A 25,678-nucleotide genomic window follows, 5' to 3' on the forward strand; every position below is an offset into this window, starting at 1 on the left:
GGGGGCGGAGCCCCAGGTTCGGGAAGGGGCGGGGTGGGGGAAGAGCCCCGCGCAGCGGCAAACACATCAACCTAAGGACACGCGACATGCACCGCGCACTGATCGTCGTCGACGTACAGAACGACTTCTGCGAAGGCGGCAGCCTCGCGGTCACCGGCGGAGCCGACGTCGCGGCCGCCGTCACCGAGCTCATCGGCCAGGCCACCGCCGGCTACCGGCACGTCGTCGCCACCCGCGACCACCACATCGACCCCGGCGCGCACTTCGCGCACCCGCCGACCGAGCCGGACTACGAGACCTCCTGGCCCGTCCACTGCGTCGCCGGCACCGAGGGCGTCGGGTTCCACCCGAACTTCGCCCCCGCCGTCGCCTCCGGCAGCGTCGCCGCCGTCTTCGACAAGGGCGCGTACGAGGCGGCGTACAGCGGCTTCGAGGGCCAGGACGAGAACGGCCTCGGCCTGGCCGACTGGCTGCGCCGGCGCGAGGTCACCGAGGTCGACGTCGTCGGCATCGCCACCGACCACTGCGTCCGGGCGACCGCCCTCGACGCCGTCCGCGCGGGCTTCCGTACGCACGTCCTGCTCGACCTGACCGCGGGCGTGGCCCCGCACACCACCGCGCGGGCCCTGGAGGAGCTCCGCACGGCCGGGGTCCACCTCTCCGGCACCCCGGTCGTCGGCGGCTAGCGGGACGGCTGGCGGGAACGGCTGGCGGGACGGGCCCGCGCGGGCCCCTACGCGCCCCTCAGGAGCGCCCGGATCGGGTGCCAGAGTTCCTGGGCGTGATCGGGGGCTCCGCGCCAGAGGAGGCCGTCCGGGTGGTGCAGGACGGCCGTGACCTCGTCCGGGGTCGGAGGCTGGGCGTTGCCGCGCAGGTAGACGGCCCGCATCCCGAGGTTCCGCAGCCTGGTCAGGGCGCGGGCGCGGTTCGCGGCGTGGACGAGAACGCGGACATTTCCGCCCTCACCGGACGGCCTCGGCAGCGTGAGCGCGACCACCACGCTGCCGCCTGGCAATCTGACGAAACCTCCACCGGGCATGATCTTCAGCTCCCCCGTCAATAAGACAACTCGCACCCGCATCTAAACGCGATCGGCCGCCGCCCGCTAGAGGGCGACGGCCGATCATGCTTTGACCTGCGGCTTTACCGAATTACTTGGCGGCGGGGCCGACCTCGATCGTCATCTGGAGACCGTCGTACGTCTCCTTCGCGATCTTGATCTTGGTGTTGGTGTCAGTGACCTTCACCGAACCGGTCGGGTTCTCGTCGTAGAAGTACTTGCCCTTGTGGTCGTCGAAGACCAGGTTCGCGGGCTTCGGCTTCAGGAACAGCGCCTCACCGTTCTTGTGCAGGGTGAAGGCGTCCGTCGAGTACGCGCTGAACGTCGCGTCGTACGGCTGGATCTTGTTCCGCAGCAGGGTGCCGTCCGACCACTTCATCGGCTTGGCGTTGGCGTCGATCGGGAGGATCAGACCCGAGCCCGGGTGCTGGCTGGTGTTGTTGTCCTTCTGGGACTTGTCCCAGAGCCAGATCAGCAGGCCGTCCTGGTACGGGTAGTGCTCGACCCAGCCCGGCTTCGTGTTGGAGAAGCCGAAGTTGTACGGGCCGACCTTGAGGGTGGAGTCGTACGAGACGTAGCGGCGGTTCTCCGCGATGTAGTACTGCTCGTAGTCCTTGGTGAAACCGGCGCCGATGCGGGAGAAGCCCTTGCCGGTCCAGCCGTTGTCGCCGTTCTCGGCGCCGTCGGTGAACAGCGCGGAGCCGTCCGCGGTCAGGGTGACGGCGTCGGCCGTGAAGCCCTTGCCGCCCGCGCCGCCGTCCGTCTGGTAGCGGAAGCGGAGGTCGATCTTCTTGCCCGCGTAGGCGTCGAGCGGGAAGTTGAGCGCCTGCCAGGCACCCGAGACACCGGTCAGCGACGGGCTGCCGGAGGCGTCGGCCGGGATGGCCTTGCCGTCGGCGGTGCCGGCCAGCGCGGTCCAGTTGGCGCCGCCGTCCGTGGACACCTCGGTGTAGAGGTAGTCGTAGTCCGCCTCGATGTCCCACCAGCCCTTGAGGGACAGGGCGGCGGACTTCTTGCCGGTCAGGTCGACCGAGCGGGTGAGGGTGTTCTTGAGGTCGTCACCCATGTTGCTCCACCACTGCGAGGAGCCCTCGGCGGGAGCGACGATGTCGGTCTTGACCTGCTTCTTCGGCAGCTCGACGAGCAGCGCCTGCTTGTCCTTGGTGTTGTACTCCGAAACGCCCAGCTTGTGGGTGGACTTCGTCGCGGCCTTGGCCGTGTCGTAGTTCAGCCAGCCCAGCTGGAGCTTGTCCCAGGCAGTCATGTCGCCCGGGAGGTCGCCTATGGAGTCCTTGCCCTCGCCGAGCCAGGAGCCGGCCGACATCAGGGACCAGAAGCCGACGCTGTTGTCGCCGCCGCCGGAGGTGTCGTAGAGGTCCGGCAGACCGAGGTCGTGGCCGTACTCGTGCGCGAAGACGCCGAGGCCGCCGTTCTCCGGCTGCATCGTGTAGTCGCCGACCCAGATGCCGGTGCTGCCGATCTGCGTGCCGCCGGCCTTGTTGTTCTCCGGGCCGGTCTTGCCCGCCTGGGTGCCGTACGCGTACCAGCGGTGCGCCCACAGCGCGCTGGTGCCCTGCACACCGCCGCCGGCCGACTCGTCCTCGCCCGCGTGGACGATCTGGAAGTGGTCGATGTAGCCGTCGGGCTCGTTGAAGTTGCCGTCGCCGTCGAAGTCGTAGCGGTCCCACTGGTCGTACTGGGCCAGCTGCGCCTTGATCTGGGCGTCGGTCTTGCCCGCCTTCTTCTGGGCCTCGGTCCAGGCGGTCACGCCGTCCTTGACGGTGTCCCAGACGTTGGAGCAGTTGGTCTGGCCGCAGTAGTTCGAGCCGTAACGACCCTCGTTGTACGGGATCTTGACCCAGTCGGCGACCTCGCCCTCGACCGAGTAACGGCCCGAGGAGGTCTTCTCGTAGTAGGTCTTCAGCGAGTTCTTGCCCTTGCCGGTACCGAAGTACAGGTCCTGGAAGTAGTCGCGGCTGAAGTCCTTGCGCCAGGCGGTGCTGTTGTTCTCCTTGCGGTCCGGCTGCGCGATGGTGTTGTGCAGCGGACCGGGGGTGCCGCCGTACTTCGGGACCGGGGGCTTGGGGCCCTCCGGGCCGTCCGGGTCGAACATGGTCGTGTTGTCGACCTGGTCGCCGAACTCGACGAGGATCGTGAAGATCTTGTCGGTCTTCTCGCGGCCGAGCTCGACGTACTTCTTGTCGTCGAGCTTGACGACCTTCGAGGCACCGCGCTGCTCGACGTCCTTCTTGCCGGACAGCACCTGCTGCAGGGCAGCCTCGCGCTGCTGGTCCTGCACCTTGCTGAACGGGCCTTCGAGGTCGTGCTTGACCTGCTCCTTCGCGGGAGCGGTCGGGTCCTCGCGGTGAGCGGCGGGCGCGGTCCACTGGTCGTCGGCCTGCGCGGCCGTCGTGAAGACGGCGAAGCCGGAAGCGGCGGTGGCGGCCATGGTCACGGCCACGGCGGCCGCGCGCAGCGAACGCCTACGGGCGGAATTGCTGGTCACTTGATGTCGTTCCCCTCCCGCGGCCGCGACGTAGGTCGGAACGTCTCCATGGGAGCGGGGGGTTCCGCGCGGCGCGCGTCTCAAGTGACGACATTTGACCGGAGAGTCTAAAGAAAAGACAGACCTTGACTTGTTCCTTACAACTGCACTATGCGGTCAACGAGTTCCGCTATTCGGACGTTCCGCAGCCATATGGGACGAAGGCCGCTTCACCACCCCCGCGTGGCACGGGCGAATGACCCCGTGCGCCCCCCGTGCTCCGGCACCGTGGGTTAGGTCACGCTTACCGGTAGTTCCGCTCGGGCATCTCCCGTCGTAGAGTCACTTGACGCGCGACCTAGTTGAGCCGACTCCCCCTCCCCGCCTTGAGGACGGATATCGCCATGCCGCGTCCGACTGCCGCACAGCTCGCCTACGGGTCCGCCACCGTCGTCGTCTCGACGATCGCCATGCTGCTGCTCTCGCAGACGAGCACGGGGCTCGGGGTCGCGGTCATCTCCGCCGCCGCGCTCGCCCTCGGGCTGCTCGTCGCGCTCACCGTGCCCTCCCCGCGCCGCCGCGGCCGGCACGCGGCCACCCGGGCCGGAGCGCCCGCCTCCGCGGCGGAGCCCGCGGACACGACTGCGGCCGCCCGGGTGTCAGCTCCCCGGACGGCCGCTGCCGAACACCCCGTGCACCACTGAGCGGCTGCCGCGGGGGCACGCTCGGCGCCCGTTCCGCATGCGGAACGGGCGGCCTCCCGTGAGGGAGACCGCCCGCGAGCGCCGGTGGTCGAGGGACGGGGCTGTCAGGTCGACTTGACCACCACGGTCTTGGCGACCTTGTCGTGCAGCGCCTGCTTGTACGGCTTGTCGACGAGCATCGAGACGATCAGCGCGAGCGGCCACAGGCAGAGGCAGCACACCAGCGTCGGGATCCACAGCACGGCGGCGCGGCTGAGCGAGGGGCCGGAGCCGGGCACGCTGCCGTCGTTGAGCATCGCGACGCGCAGGCCCAGCCACTGCTTGCCGAGGGTCCGGCCGTCGCGCTTGGTGAACCACCAGTCGTAGCCGACGTACGCGACGATGCCGATCAGCGTCCAGAGCAGGCCGCTGCCGCCGTACGAGTTGGAGATGACCTCGGTGACGTCCTCACCCTTGTCGGTGTCGACCATGTACCGCCGGTTGCCGAAGGGCAATTGGATGAGGAACAGCGGGATCGTGACGATGAGCGCGTCGATGATGCGGGCGGACAGCCGCCTGCCGAAGTCCGCGAGCGGGGGCATGCCGGCGAGCGGGTCGGGCATGCCGGATCCGCCGCCGGAGCCGCCGTACGGGTCTCCCCCGCCGCCGTACGGGGGCGGCGGGGGCGGAAACCCCCCGGGCCCGCCGGGGGCTCCGCCGCCGGGGGCTCCGGGGGGTGGCGGCGGCGAACCGTACGGCGAACCGCCCGACGGAGGTGTCGGTTCCTGGGGCTTCTTCCGGAACGGGTCTTCCTCGGGCGGCTCGCCCGGCGGCGGCTGATCGGTGCTCATGGCCCGAGTCGAACCCGCCGCCGCGACCCCCGCAACGGGACCGCGTCCGTCCGGGCGACCGACCCCGGCGGGGCGGGGCGGGGCCTGGGGCGCCTCCCAGCGGTGGCTGACGGAGCGCCGCGCCGGGCGGGGGCTTTGCGGGCTGCCCCCTTGGGCCTGTCGTCACAGTGGCGCCGGTCAGGCCCGCGGCGTCCGGCGCCGCGCATCGCAAGGCGGAGGGGCACCCGCGTACTGGACGTACTCCGGTGCCCCGACAACGCGGCGAGGCGCGGTGCCGGGCGTCGCGGGCCAGGCGCCACCTTGGCGACAGGCCCTAGCGCGCTACGTAGGTGCCCGCCGCGCGGTCGTGCCAGGCGCGGCGGCGGGGGCGGTCCAGGAGGCACCAGAGGCTGCCGGGGAGCCCGAGGAGCGCGTACACCAGCCAGCGGCGCAGGGCCGCGCCGAAGGTCGGCGGGCGGAGGGTGGCGGTGGCCAGCACCCGGACGCCGAACAGCTTCTTGCCCGGGGTGCGGCCCCAACGGGCGGTGGGCAGGGCCTCGTAGAAGACCCCGAAGAGGAGGACGGCGCCCAGGACGATGCCGAGGTAGCCGGCGATGGTGCCGTCCAGCAGCCAGACGGTGGTGGTGCGGCCGGTGCCCCGGGCGGCGTCCACCTTGGCCTGGAGGTGGGCGGTGGCGTCGGGCACGAGGGGCTGGGCGGCTGCCGCCGCGACGGCGGTGAGGACGAGGGAGTCCAGCGCGCGGGCGAGCCCCCGGCGGACGAGCCCGGCGGGGCGCACGGCCCGCTCCGCCATGCGCTCGAACACGGCCCGGGCGGTGGGCCGGGGCGCGGCGTCGTCGCCGGGCGCGGCCGCCTCGGCCTCGGCCCCGGCCTCAGCGGCAGCCGCCGGGCGGGCCGTCCGAGCCGAGTCGGGCCCCTGGCCCCGGGCCGGGTCCTGCACCGCACCCGGGGTGGGAACCTGAGCCTGTGCCGCGGCAGGAGCCGCCGCCTGATCCCGGACCTGCCCGTGGGACTGGCCCCCGGCTTGATGCGAGGCCTGCCCGGAAGCCTGTCCCTGGCCTCGGGCCTGAACCTGGGCCCCGGCCTGTGCCTGTGCCTGTGCGGGGGCATGGGCCTGTGCGGGGGCATGGGCCTGACCCGGAACCTGAGCCTGGCCCGGAACCTGAGCCTGCCCCGAGGGCTGGCCCTGCCCCAAGAGGTGGGCCTGACCCGGGGCTTGGACCGAGACCGAGCCCAGGACCTGTCCCGGGAACTGAGCCTGTCCCAGGAACCGGCCCTGGCCCTGACCTTGGCCGTGTCCCTGACCCTGACCCTGGCCCTGGGCCTGGGCCTGGGCCTGGGCCTGGGCCTGGCCGTGTCCCTGGGCCTGGCCGTGTCCCTGGGCCTGGCCCTGGGCCTGAGCCCGGGCAGGGGCAGGGGCAGGGGCAGGGGCGGGAGCCGGCGAGCGGATCGGCGCGGGGCTCGGAGCGGCAGCCTGGGCGGCGCCGGGCCAGGAGGACGTGAGTCCGGACCCGGGGAGCCCGCCGGGAGCGTCGGGCCACTCCGGGGAAGGCGCCGGGGCGGCCTGGCTCGCCGCGGAACGCGCCGACAGGATCCCCACGCCCTCCGCGGCCGCGTACGGGGCATCGGACCACTCCGGGACACCCGTCGGCGGCCGACCCGACGAGCTCCCGGCACCCCCCGCAGCGGGGCCATGGGCATCGGGCCACGCCGGTCCGGCCGCCGGCGACCGGGCCGAGAGGATCCCCACGCCCTCCGCAGCCGTGTACGGGGCATCGGGCCACGCCGCGCCGGGCCCTGGAGCCCTGCTCGCCGGGGACTGGGCCGACAGGATGCCCACGCCCTCCGCGGCCGGGTACGGGGCGTCGGACCACTCCGAGGCAGGCGTCGGGGGCCGACCCGACGAGCGCCCGGCACCCCCCGCAGCGGGGCCGGGGGCGTCGGGCCACGCCGGGCCGGCCGCTGGGGCCTGGCTCACCGGTGACCGAGCCGAGAGGATCCCCACGCTCTCCGCAGCGGGGTGGGGGGCGTCGGTCCAGCCCTGGGCGGGCGCCGGGGGTGCGCTGGACGGGGAGCGGGCCGCGAGGACGCCCGCGCCCTCCGCCGGCCGGTGGGCGGTGCCGGACCACTCCGGGGCCGGGGCCGCGGGGCGGGCCGACACGATGCCCGCCGCGGCCGCCGCGGGGTGGGAGGGGCCGGGCCACTCCGGGGAGGCCGCCGGCGAGCGGGGTGGCGCGGACGGCGCCTGGGCCGGGATCGGGGCCGGGGGCGCCGTGCGCGCCAGGGAGACACCGGCCGGGCGGCGCGCCGGGTCCTCCGGGATGGCCGCCGAACCCCGTGCACGGTCCCCCGGCATGCCTACCGAACGCCCGGCAGGATCCTCCGGCATGCCAACCGAACGCCCCGCCATGTCCCCCGGCATAACCGCCGAACCCCGTGCGGGGTCCCCCGGCATGCCTACCGAACGCCCCGCAGGATCCCCCGGCACGGCCGTCGAACGTCCTGCCGGGGCCTCCGGGTTTCCCCAGGACACCCGTGCGTCCCGCGGGCCCCCGAAGCCCTGCTGGTGCGCGGGGTCGGCCTGCCACCTCACCGGGTCGACGGCCGGCGCGGCCCCCGTCTCGTCCAGGAACACGGGGCCCGTCTCGTCCACGGTGGGCGCGGGGCGGCTCGTACCCGGAACCCAGGACAGTCCGTTCCAGTACCGGACGTACCCGGGGATGGACGGATCGGGGTAGTAGCCCTCGCGGGCCGCGTGCTCGCCGTCACCAGGGGAGGCCGTCAATGTCCCCAACTCCGTTCGTGGCTTGAGGCTTGTGCAGGGCAGGACCATAGCCAAGAACCTCGGCCCGACAGGTCCGGTAACGGGAGAATCCAAGCCTTCGGGCGAACACTTCTTCTCCCGACTGCTTTCGGTCAGCCGACATGATTCGGCCAACCTGCAATTCCCTGCCGGAAGTCGCGTCATAGCCGGGCACACCGGCGCTCTCTCCAGGCGCGGGGCCCGAACCAGGCCCCGTGCCCGCCTGTACACACCGCAGAGCACGAAGTGAGGCCGTCATGCACCACCCCGTCATCGAGCGCGAGCTGGAAGTCAAGCTGGTCCTGTCCCCCGAGCGCAGCGTCCCCGTCCCCGCTCGGCTCCTGTACCTGACCGACGACCCGTACGCCGTCCACATCGTCTTCCACACCGGCTCCAGCACCCCGGTCAACTGGACCTTCGCCCGCGAGCTGCTCGTGGAGGGCGTGTTCCGGCCGTCCGGCCACGGCGACGTGCGGATCTGGCCCACCAAGCTCGACAACAAGGGCGTGATCTGCATGGCGCTGAGCTCCCCCGACGGCGACGCGCTGCTGGAGGCCCCGGCCGGCTCGGTGTCGGCCTGGCTGGAGCGCACCCTGCGCGTGGTCCCGCCGGGCACCGAGGCGGACCGGCTCGGCCTGGACGCCGCGCTGGCCGAGCTGCTCACCCCGACCCCGGCGGACGACCTGTGGCTGCGCGACCCGTGGCCCTCGGACGAGTCCGCGGACGGGGACGCCTGATGGGCGCCCGCGCCCCCCGCGAGACGGCCTCAGAAGAGCTTGCCGGGGTTGAGCAGGCCCAGCGGGTCGAAGGCCTGCTTGACCGCGCGATGCATCTCCAGCCCCACCGGTCCCAGTTCGCGCGCCAGCCACTCCTTCTTCAGGATCCCGACCCCGTGCTCGCCGGTGATGGTGCCGCCCAGCGCCAGCCCGAGCGCCATGATCTCGTCGAAGGACTCGCGGGCCCGCCGGGCCTCGTCCGCGTCGGCCGGGTCGAAGCAGACCACGGGGTGGGTGTTGCCGTCGCCCGCGTGCGCGCAGACCCCGATGAGCAGGTCGTGCGTACGGGCGATGGCGGCCGTGCCGTCCAGCATCTCGGCGAGCCGCGAGCGCGGCACGCACACGTCGTCGATCATCGTGGCGGGCCGCAGCTCCTCCAGGGCGGTCAGCGACATCCGCCGGGCCTGGAGCAGCAGTTCCGTCTCCGCCTCGTCCTCGGCGGGTACGACGGCGGTCGCCCCGGCGGCGGCGCACAGCTCCCCCACGTCGGCGAGACGGGCGGGCGCGTCCGGAGTGTCGAAGGCGGCGAGCAGCAGCGCCTCGGTGGTCTCGGGCAGTCCCATCCTGCCGAGGGCGTTGACGGCGCGGACGGTCGTACGGTCCATCAGCTCCAGCAGCGAGGGGGTGAACCCGGCCTCCATGACGGCGCAGACGGCCTCGCAGGCGGCCGCGGCGGAGGGGAACTCGGCGGCGAGCGCGAGCTGCCGGGGCGGCGCGGGCCGCAGGGCGAGGACGGCCCGGACCACGACGCCGAGGCTGCCCTCGGAGCCGACGAACAGCCGGGTGAGGTCATATCCGGCCACGCCCTTGGCGGTACGGCGGCCCGTGCGCAGCAGCCGCCCGTCGGCCAGGACCACGTCGAGGCCGAGGACGTACTCGGCGGTGACCCCGTACTTGACGCAGCACAGGCCGCCGGAGGCGGTGCCGATGTTGCCGCCGATGGTGCACTGCTCCCAGCTGGAGGGGTCCGGCGGGTAGTACAGGCCGTGTGCGGCGACGGCCCGGGACAGGACGGCGTTGACCACGCCGGGTTCGACGACGGCGATCCGGTCGACGGTGTCGATCTCCAGGACGCGGTCCATCTTGACGAGGGAGAGCACGATGCAGCCGTCGGAGGCGTTGGCGGCGCCGGACAGTCCGGTACGGGCGCCCTGGGGGACCACGGGGACCCGTAGGGCGGTGGCGGTGCGCAGGACGTGCTGGACCTGTTCGACGGTGCGGGGCAGGACGACGGCCGCCGGGGTGCCGGCGGCGCAGAAGCCGGCCATGTCGGTGGCGTAGGAGACGGTTACCTGAGGATCGGTCAGGACGGCCTCGGCCGGGAGCCCTTCGAGCAGGCTCGCGTGGAGGCGGTCGTGGAGGCGGTCGTGGAGCGGCGTTGAGGGGTCGTCGGCCATGGGGCCAGCGTGGCAGCCGGGGCCATCGGTGTGAACACGCCCGCGACCCTCTTCGGACACCTCGGCGAACTCTTCATATTGACGCACAGTGACCCCATGCACCGCTTGCACCGTACGCACCGTATCGACCCGATCGATGAGGAATCGCAGCCGGCTCCGCCCGTGACCTTCACCGGCCGCAAGACGCTCGTGGCGGCCGCGGTCGCGGTGGTCCTGATCGCGGGGGCCCTGGTGATCCGGCCGGCCCGCACGGGCGACGACGCACGCCCTCCGGGGCCCAGCGAACGCGCCGCGGCGGCGGTCGGGATGGGCGCGCCGGCGGCCGCGGTGGATCTGACGGCGCTGCTCGCGGACCGGGAGAAGTGGGTCGCGGCGCACCCGGACGACGACGCGTCGTGGGCGGTGCTCGGCTCGGCGTACCTGGAGCAGGCGCGGCGGACGGCCGGATCCGGGTGGTACCCGAAGGCGGAGAAAGCCCTGAAGCGGTCGCTGGAGGTCCGGCCGGCGGAGAAGGGCAACTTCGACGCGATGACGGGCATGGGCACGCTGGCCAACGCCCGGCGGGACTTCGGGACGGCGAAGAAGTGGGGCGAGCTGGTACGGGCGCAGGCGCCGCGGCGCTGGACGGCGTACCCGGTACTGGTGGACGCGTACTCGGGGCTCGGCGACTACAAGGCCGCGCAGAAGGCGCTGGAGCGGCTGGAGCAGCTGCACTCGGGGCTGGCGGCGCTGACGAAGGCCTCGCAGGTGTACCGGGACCGGGGCTGGCGCGAGGACGCGGTGCTGGCGATGGAGCACGCGGGCGGCGCGGCGAAGAGCCCGACGGAGAAGGCGTACGTGCTGTTCCGGCTCGGGGAGCTGGCCTTCGAGCGCGGCGACGCGGCGGAGGCGCTGGGCCTGCACGAGGGCGCGCTGCGGACGGATCCGGGCCAGCCGGAGGCACTGGGCGGCCGGGCGCGGGCGCTGACCGCGCTGGGGCGGGGCGGGGAAGCGGTACGGGACTACCGGATGGCGCTGGGGCGGGCTCCGGTGCCGCGCCTGGAGCTGGAGCTGGGCGAGCTGCTGGAGTCGCTGGGGCGGGCGGACGAGGCGCGTACGCACTACGGCAACCTCGGCGCGCTGGCGGCGCGGGGCGCGGCGGACGGGGTGAACGAGGAGGTGGTCCTCGGGCTGTACGAGGCGGACCACGGGGACCCGGCGGCGGCGGTGCGGCGACTGTCGGCGGAGTGGTCCCGGCACAAGAACGTGCAGGTGGCTGACGCGATGGGGTGGGCGCTTCACCGGAACGGGGACGACGCGTCGGCGCTGGAGTACGCGAAGAAGGCGACCGAGGCGGGGCTGCGGAACGCGGAGTTCTCCTACCACCGGGCGATGGTCGAACGGGGCCTGGGCGACGAGGCGGCCGCGCGGCGGCACTTCCAGGACGCGATGCGGACGAACCCGCGGTTCTCGCCGCTCCGTGCCCCGCTGGCGAAGGAGGCCCTGGCCTCGGTGGGCCAGCCGGCGCCGGGCGGCCCGGAGAACATGCAGCCGCGCACTCCGTGGGTCGAACCGGAACTCCCCAAACCGAACCCGAAACCCAAACCGGGCGAGAAGCCGGCCCCGTCCCCGTCGGCGACCTGACCGGTCGGCCGGGCAAACGCCGGCGGGGCCGGAAGATCCAGCCCCGCCGGGGAGGAGGAGCAGGGGCCCCTAGAGGTTGCCGCGCTTCTCCTGCTCGCGCTCGATCGCCTCGAACAGCGCCTTGAAGTTGCCCTTGCCGAAGCCCATCGAGCCGTGCCGCTCGATGATCTCGAAGAACACCGTCGGGCGGTCCTGCACCGGCTTGGTGAAGATCTGCAGCAGGTAGCCGTCCTCGTCCCGGTCGGCCAGGATCTTCAGCTCGCGCAGCTCGTCGATCGGCACCCGCGTGTCGCCGACCCACTCGCCGAGCGTGTCGTAGTACGAGTCCGGGACCGACAGGAACTGCACGCCCGCCGCGCGCATCGTCCGCACCGTCGCGACGATGTCGTTCGAGGCCAGCGCGATGTGCTGGACGCCGGGGCCGCCGTAGAACTCCAGGTACTCGTCGATCTGCGACTTCTTCTTCGCGATCGCCGGCTCGTTGATCGGGAACTTGACCTTCTTGGTCCCGTCCGCGACCACCTTCGACATCAGCGCCGAGTACTCGGTCGCGATGTCGTCGCCCACGAACTCCTTCATGTTCGTGAAGCCCATGACCTTGTTGTAGAACGCGACCCACTCGTTCATCCGGCCGAGCTCGACGTTGCCCACGCAGTGGTCGATGGCCTGGAAGGTGCGCTTGGCCGGCGCGGCCACCATCGGCTCGACGGCGACGTAGCCCGGCAGGTACGGCCCGGTGTAGTCGACGCGCTCGACGAGCGTGTGGCGGGTCTGCCCGTACGTGGCGATGGCGGCCAGCACGACCGTGCCGTGCTCGTCCTTCACCTCGTACGGCTCGTCCAGCCCGCGCGCGCCCTGCTCGACGGCGTACGCGTACGCCGCCCGCGCGTCCGGGACCTCGATCGCGAGGTCGATGACACCGTCGCCGTGCTCGGTGACGTGCTCGGCGAGGAAACGGCCGTGGTCCGTCGTCGGCTTGATCACCGAGGTGAGGACGAAGCGCGCGGAGCCGTTGGTCAGGACGTAGCTGGCCGTCTCGCGGACGCCGTTCTCCGGTCCGGAGTAGGCGACGAGCTTCATGCCGAAGGCGGTGGAGTAGTAGTGCGCGGCCTGCTTGGCGTTGCCCACGGCGAAGACGACCGCGTCCATGCCCTTCACCGGGAAGGGGTCTGCCTCACGCGCGGTGTGCGGGGTGGTTTCGAGGTTCGACAAAGACTCAGTCATGAGCGCAGAGTCCCGCCGATCCACAAGCTGCGCAATAGTTTCAAATTTGGCTGTACAGAATGCCCAGCACAGCCGGAGGATTGCTGAATGATCTGTGCAGTATGACCACCCATCGCACCCACCCCGGAGGAATCATGGGCATCGACGAACTCGACGGGCGGCTCATCGTCCTGCTCGCCCGCGAGCCCCGGATCGGGGTCCTGGAGGCGTCGCGCCGACTGGGCGTGGCCCGCGGCACGGCGCAGGCGCGCCTGGACCGGCTCCAGGCCAACGGGGTGATCCGCGGGTTCGGCCCGCAGGTGGACCCGGCGGCGCTCGGGTATCCGGTCACCGCGTTCGCCACGCTGGAGATCAAGCAGGGCCAGGGGTCGGACGTACGGGCGCACCTGGACGGCGTGCCGGAGGTGCTGGAGCTGCACACCACCACCGGGCACGGGGACATGCTGTGCCGGCTGGTGGCGCGCTCCAACGCGGATCTCCAGCGGGTGATCGACCGGGTCGTCGGCTTCGAGGGGATCGTGCGGGCGTCGACGGCGATCGTGATGGAGAACCCGGTACCGCTGCGGGTCATCCCCCTGGTGGAGCAGGCGGCGCACGAGGGCTGAGAGCCACCCCCGGAGTTCCAAAGAACCAGTTGCAAAGAAACCCTTGCACAGGAGTCTTTGCAACCCTAGAGTTGAGGCATGCCCGAAGAGCCGGAAGCCCCGAAAACCCCGGCGGACGAGGAACTCCTGGTCCGCAAGCTCGATGCCCGCTCCCTGCGCGGCCTCGCCCACCCGCTGCGCATCCGCATGCTGGCCGCCCTGCGCCACGACGGTCCGGCCACCGCCTCGCAGCTGGCGGAGCAGTTCGGGGAGTCCAGCGGGGCCACCAGCTACCACCTGCGCCAGCTCGCCGCGCACGGGTTCGTCGAGGACGCACCCGGGCACGGCAAGGGTCGCGAGCGGTGGTGGAAGGCCGCCCACGACGGCACGCAGTTCGACGAGTCCCTGATGTACGCCACCGACCCGGAGACGCGCGGCGCCGCCGAGACCTTCCTGCACTCGATCATGACGATCCACGCGCAGGAGATGAGCACCTGGCTCGGCAACGCCCACACCTGGCCCCAGGAGTGGCGGGCCGCCTCGGACCTCAGCGACTTCACGCTGCGCCTGACGCCCGCCCAGAGCCACGAACTCGTCCACAAGATGCACGAGTTGGTCAACAGCTACCGCGACCTGCCGGCGGCCGACGACGCGGAGACGGTCCGCATCCACACGCACGCCTTCCCGCGCCACAACGGCGACTAGCGGCTCGCCGCCGGCCGCCCCGCCTCACCGATTTCCCTTTTCCGCTCGCCAGAAGGAGTCGTCCTGCCATGAACACCTTCACCCACGCCGAGATGCACGCCGAGACCCACACCGCCCGCACCGCCGAACTGGCCGTCGAAGCCGCCGCGCGGCACCTGGCCCGGTCGGCGGACACCACCCCCGCCCTGCGCGACCGGCTCGGCGAGGCCCTCGTCAGCGCCGGGATACGGGTGATGCAGCCCGCCCACGTCCAGGCCCGCTTCCAGCACGCCGCATGAGCCGGCGCCGGCCCTTCGCGGCCGTACTGGCCGCCAACACCGTTTCCATCGCCGGCAGTTCGCTCACCCTGATCGGCGTCCCGTGGTTCGTCCTCCAGACCACGGACAGCGCCGGCCGGGCCGGGGTCGTCGCCTTCTGCGCCACCCTGCCCGTGGTCGTCGCCGCGCTCGTCGGCGGCCCCGTCATCGACCGGATCGGCCGCCGCCGGGTCTCGGCCGTCTCCGACCTCGTCTGCGCCGTCTCCGTCGGCGCGATCCCGCTGCTGCACTACGCGGGCCTGCTGGAGTTCTGGATGCTGTGCGCGCTGATGGCCGTCGGCGGCCTCGTGCACACCCCAGGCCTGACCGCCCGCTACGTCCTGCTGCCCAGCCTCGCCGAACACGCCGGCACCACCGTCACCCGGGCGGCGAGCCTCTACGACGCGGTCTCGCGCGGGGCCCGGATGCTCGGGGCCGCGGTGGCCGGTGTACTGATCGCGGCGTTCGGGGCGGAGACCGTCCTGCTGCTCGACGCGGGCACCTTCGCGGTGTCGGCGCTGCTGGTCACCGCGTTCCTGCGCGGCGTACCGGCCGCCGAGCCGCAACGCGCCTCGGGGAAGGTCTCGTTCGCGCGATACCGGGCCGAACTCGCCGAGGGCTGGGCCTTCCTGACCCGCTCGCGGCTGCTGACGGGCGTCACCCTGATGGTGATGGTGACCAACGGCCTCGACCAGGGCTGGTCGTCGGTGCTGCTGCCCGTGCACGGCCGCGAGGACCTCGGCGGGGCCACGGCGCTCGGCCTGCTGGTCTCCCTGTTCGGCGGCTTCGCCCTGCTCGGCGCCCTGCTGTACGGGGCGTGGGGCGAGCGGTTCCCCCGTAGAGCGGTGTTCGCGGCGGCCTTCCTCGCCTCCGGGTCCACCCGCTACGTGGTCGCCGCCCTCACCGACACCACCCTGCCGCTCGCGGTGACCATGGCCCTGGCGGGCCTGGGCGCGGGCATGCTCAACCCGATCCTGACCACGATGACGTACGAGAAGGTGCCCGAGGAGCTGCGCAGCCGCGTCGCGGGGGTCACCACGGCGGGGTGCGAGCTGACGATGCCGCTCGGCGGTCTCGCCGCCGGGCTGCTGGTCGACGGGTTCGGGGCGGCGCGGGCGCTGCTGCTCTTCGGCGGCGCCTACCTGCTGACCACGCTCGCCCCGGTGGTCTTTCCCGCCTGGCGCGACCTGGACCGGCAGGTCAGCAGGACGGAACCGTCTCCCCCCGGTTCAGCGCGCGCAGGGCGTCCACGGCACCCGTCAGCGAAGTGACGGGGATCAGCCGGAGCCCCTCGGGAAGTTCGGACTGGGCGTCCGAGCACTCCGCCTTCGGTACGAGGAACACCGTGGCCCCGTCGCGCCGCGCGGCCTGAGTCTTCAGGGCCACGCCGCCGACCGCGCCGACCTTGCCGTCGGCGTTGATGGTCCCCGTACCGGCGATGCTGCGGCCGCCGGTGAGCTCGCCGCCGCTGCCGTCGCCGTCGAGCTTGTCGACGATGCCGAGGGAGAAGAGGAGGCCGGCGCTCGGCCCGCCGACGTCGGCGAGGTTGAGCTCGACCTTCACGTCCTTCGGGTCCTTGTGGAGATAGCCGAGGGCGGCCTGGGCGGCGTCCGACTGGGACGCCGCCATTTCCTCCAGGTTGTGCTCCTCGATCTCCTTGTCGCTTCCGCCCGAGGGGTAGACCGCCTCCCGGGGCATGACCGCCCGGGTGGTGTCGAACCAGTGGTCGAGGAGCTCGGGCAGTTTCACCGAGGTGGAGGGGCCGGTCGCCTGGATGGTGGTCATCCGCAGCTGGCCCTTGGTCGCGCGCGTTGGAGCGCCGGTGACGGTGATGACGGACTTGCCGTCGCGGGCACCGAGGACGTCGGCCGTGAGCCCGGGCTGGGCGATCACGAACGGCAGCGGCGCGAAGGCGACCGCGGCGAACAGCGCGACCGCGGGCAGGGCGCAGAGGGCCAGGGCGGCGGGACGCGGCAGACGTGTGAGGCGAGAGAGCACGCGGCCAATCTATCGGGCCGGGGTTCGTCCCCCTCCGCCCGCACGGCCGACCGGGCGCGCGGGGCGGGGACGACACCGGGGCGGGAGCGCGGCGCGGGCATGACGGAGTCGGGTGGCGGGCCGCCCACCACCCGTACCCGCGAGCCCGCGCGGCGTCAGCGCAGGGCGTCGGCCACCTCCCGGGCGGCGTCCACGACGCGCGGACCGACCCGCTCCGGCACGGCGTCGGCCAGCATGACGACGCCGACGCTGCCCTCCAGCCCGGTGATGCCGACCAGGGGCGCGGCGGCGCCGCTGGCGCCCGCCTCCAGCTCCCCGTGGGTCAGCGTGTACCCGGGCTCGGTCAGGGTGCCCTGACGGGCCGCCAGGATGGCCCGGCCGGCGGCCCCGCGGTCGAGCGGGTGGCGGAACCCGGCCCGGTAGGCCACGTGGTAGTCGGTCCAGGTCGGCTCGACCACGGCGACGGCGAGCGCCTCGGTGCCGTCGACGAGGGTCAGGTGCGCGGTCGCCCCGATGTCCTCGGCGAGGGACCGCAGCGCGGGCAGGGCCGCCTCGCGCACCAGCGGGTGCACCTGGCGGCCCAGCCGCAGCACACCCAGCCCGACGCGCGCCCGGCCGCCGAGGTCGCGGCGGACCAGGGCGTGCTGTTCGAGCGTGGCGAGAAGCCGGTAGACCACGGTGCGGTTCACACCGAGGCGGTTGGAGAGCTCGGTGACGGTCAGACCGTGGTCGGTGTCGGCGAGCAGTTTGAGGACTCTGAGCCCTCTGTCGAGAGTCTGGGAGGTCTCCGCGGTCACGACGCCTCTCCCTCTTTTTCGGTGAGCGGCGGTGACTCTCACGGGGTGGAGCGTCGCCGGTCCCACGGCAACGCACGGAGAGGCCGCCGGTAGCGGCCATGGCACCGGCTGCGCTCCCGCGGCGGCGCTGCCACGGAGCGTATCGATGCGGGGACATTAGCGAGCGGGTCCGCTCAGCGGAAGAGCTCGTCCAGAATCCGGGCGCCTACTGCCGGTTTATGCCGTTTTTCGTTCGAGAGCGGTGTCAATTCGTGATCTCCTGACCCCTCGAAACTCCTCTCGCCCCTTTAGCCTGAGCACGTTCAAAAACTTATGGACGGCAGCCCCTAAACGGCGGTCCAGGCCGCCGTTCAAGCGGCTGCGCAGAGGAGAAAAGCACCAATGAAGCTCAAGCGCATGGCCGTTGTCGCCGCCGCCGCGGTGGTCGGTCCGACGGTTTTGATGACCACCCCCGCGATGGCCGACGAGGCCCGCGAAACGGCGGTCACGACCCCGGACTCGGCCCCGAAGGACGACACGGCCTCCGCGCCGCAGAACCCCGAGGCCCCGGCGGCGGACACCGCCGCGGCGCCGCAGCCGGCCCCGGCCGCGCAGCCGAAGCAGGCGCCCGCGCCGGCGCCGGCCCCCGCGCAGCCGAAGTCGCAGCCCCAGCCGAAGACCCAGCCGCAGGCGCCGGCACCCTCCCTCCACGACGGGGCCGAGGAGGACGGCGACTTCGACCTCGACCTCGACGAGCAGTGGCGCGGCGGCCCGGACCTCACGATCCAGGGCGTCCCGAAGTCCTTCACGCCCGGCGCCGCGCTCACCCCCCTCAAGGTGACGGTCGACGCCGGCGACGAGAAGGCCGACGTCAAGGACTACGTCCTCGGCATCGGCGTCAGCGACTTCGACGGCACCCTGAAGAAGAAGCAGGTCAAGGCCGAGGTGCGCGGCGCGGATGGCACCTGGAAGCCGGCCAAGGCCGTCAGCCTGGGCTTCGACACCAACACCATCGAGATCCAGTTCGCCCCGACCACCATCAAGGCGGGCACGACCCGCACGTTCGAGCTGCGCATCGGCTTCACCGCCGACACCCCGGACGCCACCATCGAGGTCTACGGCTACGGCGAGGGCAAGGACGCGGCCGGCCGGGTCATCTCCCCGTACGCGTTCCACCAGGCGGACATCGGCGCGGGCTCGGAGCACGACGAAGAGGGCGAGCACAACGCGGTCGAGGGCCCGCGGATGACCCTGGACGGGGTGCCCGCCGCCGGTTTCAAGGCGGGCGGGGACTGGCAGAACCTCACCCTCACCCTGGACAACACCAGGCTCGGCCCCGTCGACGAGTACCTCGTGGCGATCGTGATGGGCCGCCCGATGGGCTACGGCTCGTCCGTGAACGCCTCGCAGGTCCAGGTCCAGGTCAAGGACGGCAAGGGCTGGCACGACATCGAGCTCGGCGGGTCCGACGAGGTCCTGGGCGGCGACCTGGGCACGTACGCGTTCAAGGCGGGCGAGAAGAAGACCGTCGAGCTGCGCATCAAGTTCGCGGCCGACGCCCCGGCGGGCCGCTTCCACATCGGGTCGTTCGGCTACGCGCCGACGGAGGACCCGGAGGGCGACTTCGTGTCGTCCATGTCGGCCAACCACAAGACCAAGATCCTCGCGGCCGACCCCACCACGGGCGGCGGCACGGGCGGCGACACCGAAACCGGCACCGGCACGGGCACGGGCACCGGCACCGGCACCGGCACCGGCACCGGCACGGAGAACACCGGAACCGGAACCGGAACCGGAACCGGCAACACCCCGGCCCCGAACGGCGGCGGCGCCACCCCGATCGGGAACACCGGCGGCCGGCTCGCCGAGACCGGCGCCGACGCCGCCACCAGCTGGGCGCTCGGCGCGGGCGGGGTCGCCCTCGCCATGGGCGCGGCGCTCGTCGCCGGCACCGGCCGCCGCCGTCGCCCGACCGCCTAACGCACGCGAGTACACACGTACGAGGACGGGGTCCGTGCGAACCTCCGCACGGACCCCGTCCCCACCTCGTACGAACCGTCAGGTCAGCGCATGCGGGTGGCCCACTCCTGCACCTTCTTGATGCGCTCCCGCAGCTGCCCGGCCGTCGCCTCGGCGCTCGGCGGCCCGCCGCACACCCGGCGCAGCTCGGTGTGGATCACCCCGTGCGGCTTGCCGCTCTGGTGGACGTACGCCCCCACCATCGTGTTCAGCGACTTCCGCAGCTCCAGCAGCTCCTTGTGCGAGACCACCGGCCGCCGGTCCGCCGGCAGCTCCAGCAGGTCCGCCTGATCGTCCGGCTTGCGGCGGCTGTGCGCGATCTGCCGCGACTGCCGCTTCTGGAGCAGCATCTGCACCTGGTCCGGCTCCAGCAGCCCGGGGATGCCGAGGTAGTCCTGCTCCTCCTCGCTGCCGGGGTGCGCCTGCATGCCGAACTCGGCGCCGTCGTAGAGCACCCGGTCGAAGACGGCGTCGGACTCCAGCGCCTCGAAGGACATCTGCTCGTCCTCGCCGGTGTCCTCGTCCTCCAGCTTGTTCGCCTCGTCCATTTCCTTCTCGGACTCGGCGTACGGGTCTTCCTCGCCCTGCTTCTTCGGCTTGTCGAGGACGTGGTCGCGCTCGACTTCCATCTCATTGGCGAAACCGAGGAGATACGGAATTGTCGGAAGAAACACCGATGCGGTCTCGCCGCGCCTGCGGGAACGCACAAATCGCCCGACAGCCTGTGCAAAGAACAAAGGCGTGGAAATGGTGGTGGCATAAACCCCCACCGCGAGCCTCGGCACGTCGACGCCCTCGGACACCATGCGGACCGCGACCATCCAGCGGTCGTCGTTGGCGCTGAAGTCGTCGATCCGCTTCGAGGCGCCGGTGTCGTCGGAGAGCACGACCGTGGCCTTGGTCCCGGTGATCTCCCGGATCAGCTTCGCGTACGCGCGCGCCGAGTCCTGGTCGGAGGCGATGACGAGGCCGCCGGCGTCCGGGATGCCCTTGCGGACCTCGGTCAGCCGCTGGTCGGCGGCGCGCAGCACGTTCGGCATCCAGTCGCCGCGCGCGTCCAGCGCCGTGCGCCAGGCCTGCGAGATGGCGTCCTTGGTCATCGGCTCGCCGAGCCGGGCGGCGATCTCGTCGCCCGCCTTGGTGCGCCAGCGCATGTTGCCGCTGTAGGACAGGAAGATCACGGGCCGGACGACGCCGTCGCCGAGGGCGTTCCCGTAGCCGTAGGTGTAGTCGGCGGAGGACCGCCGGATCCCGTCGTTCCCTTCCTCGTACGTCACGAAGGGAATGGGATTGGTGTCGGACCGGAAGGGCGTACCGGTCAGCGCCAGGCGGCGGGTCGCCGGGTCGAAGGCTTCCAGGCAGGCCTCGCCCCAGGACTTCGAGTCACCGGCGTGGTGGATCTCGTCGAGGATCACGAGGGTCTTGCGCTGCTCGCAGCGGTTGCGGTGCAGCATCGGCCGCACCCCGACGCCCGCGTACGTCACGGCGACCCCGTGGTACTCCTTGCTCAGCGGACCCGCGGAGTACTCCGGGTCCAGCCGGATGCCTATCCGGGCTGCGGCTTCCGCCCACTGCTTCTTGAGGTGCTCGGTCGGCGCGACGACCGTCACCTGCTGGACGACGTGATGGTGCAGCAGCCAGGACGCCAGGGTGAGCGCGAAGGTGGTCTTTCCGGCTCCGGGCGTCGCGACGGCCAGGAAGTCGCGCGGCTGGGTCTCCAGGTACCGGTCCAGCGCACCCTGCTGCCAGGCACGGAGCTTGCTGGCGGTACCCCAGGGCGCGCGGCCGGGGAAGGCGGGTGAGAGGTGGTGGGAGGCGGTAGTAGTCACGGTCTCCGGTTCGGGCTCTCGGCGGCGGTCGTACGTAGGACAACCGGGCCACCCTACCGGTGCCCGCCGACCCCTCGCGGAGGGACAGGCCCGTGACCTCGGCGGGTGCGGCGAGGGTCACACGCGGCGCGGCCGCTCGGCGATCCGCGCGACGCCCGCGTCGGCTCCGGAGGCCACGCCGATGACCAGCTCGTGGGCGGTGTCCTGATCAACTCCCCCGAGATCCACGGCGTTCACGGCGAGGAAGGTGGCGGCGGCGAGCCGGGCGGTGCGCTGGTCGCCGCCGACGAGGGGGTGGTTCCCGGCGATCGCGTGCGGCAGCGCGGCCGCCCGCTCGTACGGGTCCTGATACGCCGGCGGCCTCCGGTCAGGCGGCCGGTTCGCGTTCGTGCAGCCGCGTCGCCACCCACGCCCCCACCAGCGCCACGCAGGCCATCGGCAGGAACACCACCACGAACGCCCCGGGGTGCGACACCCCGCCCCCGCCCTCGAAGGCATGGGCGGCGCCCACCGCCCCGCCCCCCAACGCGGCGAACGCCGCCCCGCCGCCCGCCAGCAGCACCACGTTCGCCAGCGCGTCCGAAATCTGCAGCGCGGCGGAATTGGCCCCCGCCTCCTCCGGCGCGGACAACTGCATCAGCAGCACGCTCGTGGACCCGATCACCAGCCCCATCCCCAGGCACCCCACCGCCCAGGCCAGCGCCAGCGTCCACACCGGCACCGACTCGATCAGCACCGCCGGCGCCCCCGCGATCGCCACCGTCACCATGAGCATGCCCAGCACCATCAGCCGCCCCCGGTACGGTTCCACCCGCCCCTGCGACTGGATCCACGACCCCAGCGCCCACGTCACCCCGCCCAGCGCCAGCGAGAACCCGGCCAGCGTCGGGCTCAGCCCCCGCTGGGTTACCAGCATCAGCGGTACGAAGGTCTCCGCCGCGATGAACGACCCCGCCGCGACCCCGCGCAGCAGCACCACCGACGGCAGCCCGCGCCGCGCCCGGTACGTCCCGCGCGGCAGCAGCCCCAGTACGGCCGGCACCAGCAGCGCCGCGCCCACGACGCCCGGCACCAGCGACAGCCAGCGCAGGTCCTGCGCCGCGTACTGGAGCAGGCCCGCCCCGATCGAGATCCCGAGCGCCAGCCGGATCCGCCGCCGGTCGAAGGCCTCGGCCGGGGCGTCCGGATCGACCGGCCCGGACGCGCTCCGCCGTATCGCCGGCAGCGCCACCACCAGCGGCACGACCACCAGTACGGGGATCCCGAGGAACACCCAGCGCCACCCGAGGTGCTCGGTGACCGTCCCGGAGGCCAGCGGTCCGACGATCGACGGCACCACCCAGCTCGCGGCGAAGGCCGCCATGATCGCGGGGCGCAGCCGTTCCTCGTAGGCCCGGCTCACCACCACGTACAGCGCGACGATGACCAGCCCGCCGCCGAACCCCTGCACGGCCCGGCCGAGTACGAACACCCACATGGCGCCGGCGGTCCCGGAGCACACCAGTCCGGCGGCGAAGGCCCCGATCCCGACGGTCAGCGGCCGCAGCGGCCCTTGCCGGTCGGCCCACTGGCCCGCCAGGACCATCCCGAAGAGGCTCGTCGTGAAGTAGGCGGAGAAGGCGAAGGCGTAGAGCCCGATCCCCTCCAGCTCCCGGGCGGCGACGGGCATGGCCGTACCCACCGCCGTCGCCTCGAAGGCGATGAGGAAGACGACGGAGATGATCCCGAAGCTGAGCGTCCGGTACGCGGCGCCCATGATCCCGCCCTCGGGCGAGGCCGGGGCCGGGACGGGGACCGGTGCGGTTCTCTGGGGGGCGCGGGGCTCAAGGGCACTCATCGCCCCAGCGTAAGGTGCGTAGCCCGCTCGCGACCCTGTCACTTGGGCGGATTCCGCCTCGGCCCTCAGCCCTAGGTCTGTGAACGGGGCATGGCAGTCACGTTGCGGAGGCGGCGTCCCTCTTCCCCACCCTCGGCGGGCCCTCGTACGGTCATGCACATCACCACCACACAGCCGTGTGCCCGAGTGGTTGAGGGACTCGCCTGCAAAGCGGGTTACGCCGGTTCGATTCCGGTCACGGCTTCGCGGCGGGCCGCTCAGGGGAAGGCGCACCCCTGAGCGGCCTTCGCCATTTGTCAGGAGACCCGCTGACGCCGGGTCCGATGCCGGGGAGCCCCGCGCCGGCGGAGCCGGTCCAGGAGTGCGTCGACCGGCTTCTCGCAGCCGGTCACCGACTCTTACTCGGCCTCTTGCGCCTTCACCCCGTGGAGACCGCCGCCGACGGCCGGATCGGGAGCCGGTTGACGGGGCGGCCCGTCGCCGCGCGGACCGCCGAGGCGACGGCCGCCGGGGTGGTCACCACCGGGACCGCGCTGGCCGCCTTCGCGCCGAACGGGGCCACCACGTCGCGCTCCTCGACCAGCTTGACGATGCGGACCGCCGGGGCGTCCAGCGACGTCGGCAGGGCGTAGCCCGTCAGGTCCGGGTGGCGGACCAGGCCCGAGACCGAGCGGAGGTTCTCCGTCAGCGCCGCGCCCACGCCCTGGGTGACGCCCGCTTCGATACGGGCCTCCAGCTGCCGGGGGTTGAGGATGCGGCCCACGTCCTGCGCCACGGCCAGTTCGACCACGCGCACCGAGCCCAGCTCGACGTCCACGTCCACCACCGCGCGGATCGCGCAGAACGCCAGGCCGACGAACGCGTCGCCCTGGCCGTCCCCGTCCAGCGGTTCCGTCGGGTGCGGGCGGCACTGGGCCGTCGCCCAGAGTTCCTTGCCCGCCATGGCCTCCGCGACCGTCGTGGAGAAGGCCCCGTCGTACGACGTGATGCGGCCGTCCTGGATCTGGAGGAGCTCCGTGGACATGCCGAGCTTGTGCGCCATCGGCTGGAGGAGCTGCGTACGGACCATCTTCGCGGCCCGCTCGACCGCGCCGCCCGAGACCCACGTGTGCCGGCCGTGCGCCGACGGGCCCGCCGGCGGCTGGTCGGTGTCGACCGGGGCCGTCACCACCTCGTCCACGCCCAGGATCTCCTGGACGATCTGGCGGGCGAGCGTCGAGAAGCCCTGCCCGGTGTCGACCGCCGCGCAGATGACCGTCGCGGAGCCGTCGACCACCTTCACGGTGGCGGTGGCCACCTCGTCCGTGCCTTCGGCGCCGAGCATGTGGACCATGCCGACCCCGTACCCGACCCCGCGCCGCACCGCGCCGGGCTCGCCCGCGCCCTCGGGGCCGCCGGGCAGCAGCCACTCGTCCTCCGGGGTGTCCTTGGGGAGGGAGGGCAGCGGGTAGTCGCGTACCGAACGCAGCAGTTCCGCGACCGGCGCCGGGCAGGTGACCGTCTGGCCGGTCGGGAGCAGGTCGCCGGTGGCCAGCACGTTGCGCATGCGCAGTTCGGCGCCGTCGATGCCGAGGGCGGCGGCGAGTTTGTCCATCTGGCCCTCGTACGCGGCGCAGACCTGCATAGCGCCCTCGCCCCGGACGTGGCCCGACGGCGGGTTGTTCGTACGGACCGCCCAGCCTTCGACGAACGCGTGCGGGACGACGTACGGGCCGCAGGCGAAGGCAACGGCCGCCGCCAGGGACTCGGACGAGGCGTCGGCGTAGGCGCCCGCGTCCATCAGGATCTGGGCCTCCACCTTGACCAGCCGGCCCTCGGCGTCCGCGTGGTGGCGGTAGCGCAGCAGCGTCGGGTGGCGGTGGGCGTGGCCGAGGAAGGACTCCTCGCGGGTGGCGGCCAGCTTGACCGGGCAGCCGGTGCGCAGCGCGAGCAGGCCCAGCGGCAGCTGGAAGGCGGCGTCCTCGCGGTCGGCCGTGGCGCCCGGAACGCCGGTGACGACGACGCGGACCCGGTCCGGTTCGAGTCCGAAGCAGGCGGCCGCGAGGTCGCGGTCGGTGTGCGGGTCGGTGGAGGCGGTGTAGATCTCCACGCCCCCGTCGGGCCGTGGCACGGCCAGTCCGGCCTCGGCGCCGATGGGTGCGGGGTCCTGGCGGCCGATCCGGTACAGGCCCTCGACGACGACCTCGCCGGTCGCCTCCGGGTCGCCGTAGCGGAGCGGAATGTGCCGGATCAGGTTGCCGTCGGGGTGCAGGGGCGGGGCGCCGAAGGCCTGCTCGGGGTCGGTGACGGCGTCCAGCAGCTCGTACTCGACCGCGATGGCGGCGGCGGCGAGCCGGGCCGTGTCGGGGTGGTCGGCGGCGACGGCGGCGATGGGCTCGCCGTGGTGGCGGACCACGTCGTGCGCGAACACCGGCCGGTCGGCGATGCGGCGGCCGTGCGTGGTGGCGCCGGGGACGTCGGCGTGGGTGACGACGGCGCGGACGCCGGGCATCTCGGCGGCGGCCGAGGTGTCGATGGACAGGATCCGGGCGTGGGCGTGCGGGGAGCGCAGCACCGCGGCCCAGAGCAGGCCCTCGGCCCACAGGTCGGCGGCGTAGGGGAAGGTTCCCTCGCTCTTGGCGCGGGCGTCGACGGAGGGCACGGAGGCCCCGATTCCGCGCGGAACGCCCTGCTCCTCGGCTTCGTCGACGGGGGCGGCGCCGGAGGCCGTCACCGTCGCGGTGGCCGTGCCG

The 25,678-nt window shown here is 72.8% G+C and carries 20 protein-coding genes, 1 tRNA gene and 1 pseudogene; 10 read left to right on the forward strand and 12 right to left on the reverse strand.

The window, feature by feature from the left end:
• Nucleotides 1-86: 86 nt before the first annotated feature.
• Nucleotides 87-686, forward strand: a complete 600-nt coding sequence (locus tag OG982_RS10290) for a nicotinamidase (RefSeq protein WP_266787905.1) — start codon at nt 87-89, stop codon at nt 684-686.
• Nucleotides 687-733: 47 nt separating this feature from the next.
• Here the strand turns inward: OG982_RS10290 and OG982_RS10295 are convergent, their stop codons facing one another.
• Together OG982_RS10295 and OG982_RS10300 are read right to left on the reverse strand one after the other, a co-directional pair.
• A complete protein-coding gene (locus OG982_RS10295) occupies nt 734-1,039 on the reverse strand; it encodes a hypothetical protein (RefSeq protein WP_266787904.1) in 306 nt (101 codons plus the stop codon).
• A gap of 112 nt (nt 1,040-1,151) precedes the next feature.
• On the reverse strand, nt 1,152-3,509 hold the full coding sequence (locus OG982_RS10300) for an immune inhibitor A domain-containing protein (RefSeq protein WP_266949878.1): 2,358 nt from the start codon (nt 3,507-3,509) through the stop codon (nt 1,152-1,154).
• Between the two features lie 440 nt (nt 3,510-3,949).
• Between OG982_RS10300 and OG982_RS10305 the strand changes: the two genes are divergently transcribed.
• Complete coding sequence (locus OG982_RS10305; RefSeq protein WP_266787903.1) at nt 3,950-4,249, forward strand: hypothetical protein; 300 nt, start codon at nt 3,950-3,952, stop codon at nt 4,247-4,249.
• Nucleotides 4,250-4,353: 104 nt separating this feature from the next.
• On the opposite strand, the gene OG982_RS10310 is transcribed toward OG982_RS10305, so the two are convergent.
• The 3 genes and pseudogenes from OG982_RS10310 to OG982_RS30975 form a co-directional block, all read right to left on the reverse strand.
• Complete coding sequence (locus OG982_RS10310) at nt 4,354-5,079, reverse strand: RDD family protein (RefSeq protein ID WP_266787902.1); 726 nt, start codon at nt 5,077-5,079, stop codon at nt 4,354-4,356.
• Between the two features lie 313 nt (nt 5,080-5,392).
• On the reverse strand, nt 5,393-6,019 hold the full coding sequence (locus OG982_RS10315; RefSeq protein ID WP_266792058.1) for an RDD family protein: 627 nt from the start codon (nt 6,017-6,019) through the stop codon (nt 5,393-5,395).
• A 1,725-nt stretch (nt 6,020-7,744) separates the two neighbouring features.
• Nucleotides 7,745-8,047 (reverse strand): annotated as a pseudogene (locus tag OG982_RS30975) (DUF2510 domain-containing protein); the annotation flags it as partial.
• A 92-nt stretch (nt 8,048-8,139) separates the two neighbouring features.
• Here OG982_RS30975 and OG982_RS10325 point away from each other — a divergent pair.
• Nucleotides 8,140-8,619: an SsgA family sporulation/cell division regulator gene (locus tag OG982_RS10325; RefSeq protein ID WP_266787901.1), complete on the forward strand. Its 480-nt coding sequence runs from the start codon at nt 8,140-8,142 to the stop codon at nt 8,617-8,619.
• Nucleotides 8,620-8,648: 29 nt separating this feature from the next.
• Here OG982_RS10325 and OG982_RS10330 read toward each other — a convergent pair whose 3' ends face one another.
• The gene (locus OG982_RS10330) at nt 8,649-10,055 is read right to left on the reverse strand and encodes an FAD-binding oxidoreductase (RefSeq protein WP_266787900.1); all 1,407 of its coding nucleotides are present in this window, start codon (nt 10,053-10,055) and stop codon (nt 8,649-8,651) included.
• A 96-nt stretch (nt 10,056-10,151) separates the two neighbouring features.
• Here OG982_RS10330 and OG982_RS10335 point away from each other — a divergent pair, with 96 nt between their 5' ends.
• Complete coding sequence (locus OG982_RS10335) at nt 10,152-11,678, forward strand: tetratricopeptide repeat protein (protein ID WP_266948374.1); 1,527 nt, start codon at nt 10,152-10,154, stop codon at nt 11,676-11,678.
• A gap of 69 nt (nt 11,679-11,747) precedes the next feature.
• Here the strand turns inward: OG982_RS10335 and hppD are convergent, their stop codons facing one another.
• Nucleotides 11,748-12,902, reverse strand: coding sequence for a 4-hydroxyphenylpyruvate dioxygenase (hppD, locus tag OG982_RS10340; RefSeq protein WP_266787898.1), 1,155 nt, complete (start codon nt 12,900-12,902; stop codon nt 11,748-11,750).
• 134 nt (nt 12,903-13,036) lie between these two features.
• On the opposite strand from hppD, the gene OG982_RS10345 reads away from it, so the two are divergent.
• From OG982_RS10345 to OG982_RS10360, 4 genes are all read left to right on the forward strand, one after another.
• Nucleotides 13,037-13,507: an Lrp/AsnC family transcriptional regulator gene (locus OG982_RS10345; RefSeq protein WP_266792056.1), complete on the forward strand. Its 471-nt coding sequence runs from the start codon at nt 13,037-13,039 to the stop codon at nt 13,505-13,507.
• Between the two features lie 78 nt (nt 13,508-13,585).
• Nucleotides 13,586-14,191 (forward strand): transcriptional regulator, encoded by a 606-nt coding sequence (locus OG982_RS10350; protein WP_266948376.1) that lies wholly within the window; start codon nt 13,586-13,588, stop codon nt 14,189-14,191.
• Between the two features lie 68 nt (nt 14,192-14,259).
• On the forward strand, nt 14,260-14,469 hold the full coding sequence (locus OG982_RS10355; RefSeq protein ID WP_266787896.1) for a hypothetical protein: 210 nt from the start codon (nt 14,260-14,262) through the stop codon (nt 14,467-14,469).
• On the forward strand, nt 14,466-15,758 hold the full coding sequence (locus OG982_RS10360) for an MFS transporter (protein ID WP_266787895.1): 1,293 nt from the start codon (nt 14,466-14,468) through the stop codon (nt 15,756-15,758). The genes OG982_RS10355 and OG982_RS10360 overlap by 4 nt, the downstream gene beginning before the upstream one ends.
• Here the strand turns inward: OG982_RS10360 and OG982_RS10365 are convergent.
• Entirely contained in the window at nt 15,688-16,485 is a 798-nt protein-coding gene (locus OG982_RS10365) for a S16 family serine protease (protein WP_266787894.1), read from the reverse strand. The genes OG982_RS10360 and OG982_RS10365 overlap by 71 nt on opposite strands.
• Nucleotides 16,486-16,640: 155 nt before the next feature.
• Nucleotides 16,641-17,282 (reverse strand): IclR family transcriptional regulator, encoded by a 642-nt coding sequence (locus OG982_RS10370; RefSeq protein WP_030158675.1) that lies wholly within the window; start codon nt 17,280-17,282, stop codon nt 16,641-16,643.
• A 381-nt stretch (nt 17,283-17,663) separates the two neighbouring features.
• On the opposite strand from OG982_RS10370, the gene OG982_RS10375 reads away from it, so the two are divergent.
• A complete protein-coding gene (locus OG982_RS10375) occupies nt 17,664-19,241 on the forward strand; it encodes a hypothetical protein (protein WP_266948378.1) in 1,578 nt (525 codons plus the stop codon).
• A gap of 83 nt (nt 19,242-19,324) precedes the next feature.
• On the opposite strand, the gene OG982_RS10380 is transcribed toward OG982_RS10375, so the two are convergent.
• Together OG982_RS10380 and OG982_RS10385 are read right to left on the reverse strand one after the other, a co-directional pair.
• A complete protein-coding gene (locus OG982_RS10380) occupies nt 19,325-21,109 on the reverse strand; it encodes a DEAD/DEAH box helicase (protein WP_266787892.1) in 1,785 nt (594 codons plus the stop codon).
• Nucleotides 21,110-21,476: 367 nt separating this feature from the next.
• A complete protein-coding gene (locus tag OG982_RS10385) occupies nt 21,477-22,946 on the reverse strand; it encodes an MFS transporter (protein WP_266787891.1) in 1,470 nt (489 codons plus the stop codon).
• A 172-nt stretch (nt 22,947-23,118) separates the two neighbouring features.
• On the opposite strand from OG982_RS10385, the gene OG982_RS10390 reads away from it, so the two are divergent.
• A tRNA-Cys gene (locus tag OG982_RS10390) sits at nt 23,119-23,190 on the forward strand.
• Nucleotides 23,191-23,364: 174 nt separating this feature from the next.
• On the opposite strand, the gene OG982_RS10395 is transcribed toward OG982_RS10390, so the two are convergent.
• Nucleotides 23,365-25,659, reverse strand: coding sequence for a xanthine dehydrogenase family protein molybdopterin-binding subunit (locus tag OG982_RS10395; protein ID WP_266949880.1), 2,295 nt, complete (start codon nt 25,657-25,659; stop codon nt 23,365-23,367).
• Nucleotides 25,660-25,678: the final 19 nt, after the last annotated feature.

This window comes from Streptomyces sp. NBC_01551 (genome assembly GCF_026339935.1).
Classification (GTDB): Bacteria; Actinomycetota; Actinomycetes; order Streptomycetales; family Streptomycetaceae; genus Streptomyces.

Coding starts and splice junctions, on each gene's coding strand:
- OG982_RS10290 (WP_266787905.1), top strand. CDS start 87: ATGCACCGCGCACTGATCGTCGTCGACGTACAGAACGACTTCTGCGAA.
- OG982_RS10295 (WP_266787904.1), bottom strand. CDS start 1,039: ATGCCCGGTGGAGGTTTCGTCAGATTGCCAGGCGGCAGCGTGGTGGTC.
- OG982_RS10300 (WP_266949878.1), bottom strand. CDS start 3,509: ATGGCCGCCACCGCCGCTTCCGGCTTCGCCGTCTTCACGACGGCCGCG.
- OG982_RS10305 (WP_266787903.1), top strand. CDS start 3,950: ATGCCGCGTCCGACTGCCGCACAGCTCGCCTACGGGTCCGCCACCGTC.
- OG982_RS10310 (WP_266787902.1), bottom strand. CDS start 5,079: ATGAGCACCGATCAGCCGCCGCCGGGCGAGCCGCCCGAGGAAGACCCG.
- OG982_RS10325 (WP_266787901.1), top strand. CDS start 8,140: ATGCACCACCCCGTCATCGAGCGCGAGCTGGAAGTCAAGCTGGTCCTG.
- OG982_RS10330 (WP_266787900.1), bottom strand. CDS start 10,055: ATGGCCGACGACCCCTCAACGCCGCTCCACGACCGCCTCCACGACCGC.
- OG982_RS10335 (WP_266948374.1), top strand. CDS start 10,152: ATGCACCGCTTGCACCGTACGCACCGTATCGACCCGATCGATGAGGAA.
- hppD (WP_266787898.1), bottom strand. CDS start 12,902: ATGACTGAGTCTTTGTCGAACCTCGAAACCACCCCGCACACCGCGCGT.
- OG982_RS10345 (WP_266792056.1), top strand. CDS start 13,037: ATGGGCATCGACGAACTCGACGGGCGGCTCATCGTCCTGCTCGCCCGC.
- OG982_RS10350 (WP_266948376.1), top strand. CDS start 13,586: ATGCCCGAAGAGCCGGAAGCCCCGAAAACCCCGGCGGACGAGGAACTC.
- OG982_RS10355 (WP_266787896.1), top strand. CDS start 14,260: ATGAACACCTTCACCCACGCCGAGATGCACGCCGAGACCCACACCGCC.
- OG982_RS10360 (WP_266787895.1), top strand. CDS start 14,466: ATGAGCCGGCGCCGGCCCTTCGCGGCCGTACTGGCCGCCAACACCGTT.
- OG982_RS10375 (WP_266948378.1), top strand. CDS start 17,664: ATGAAGCTCAAGCGCATGGCCGTTGTCGCCGCCGCCGCGGTGGTCGGT.
- OG982_RS10385 (WP_266787891.1), bottom strand. CDS start 22,946: ATGAGTGCCCTTGAGCCCCGCGCCCCCCAGAGAACCGCACCGGTCCCC.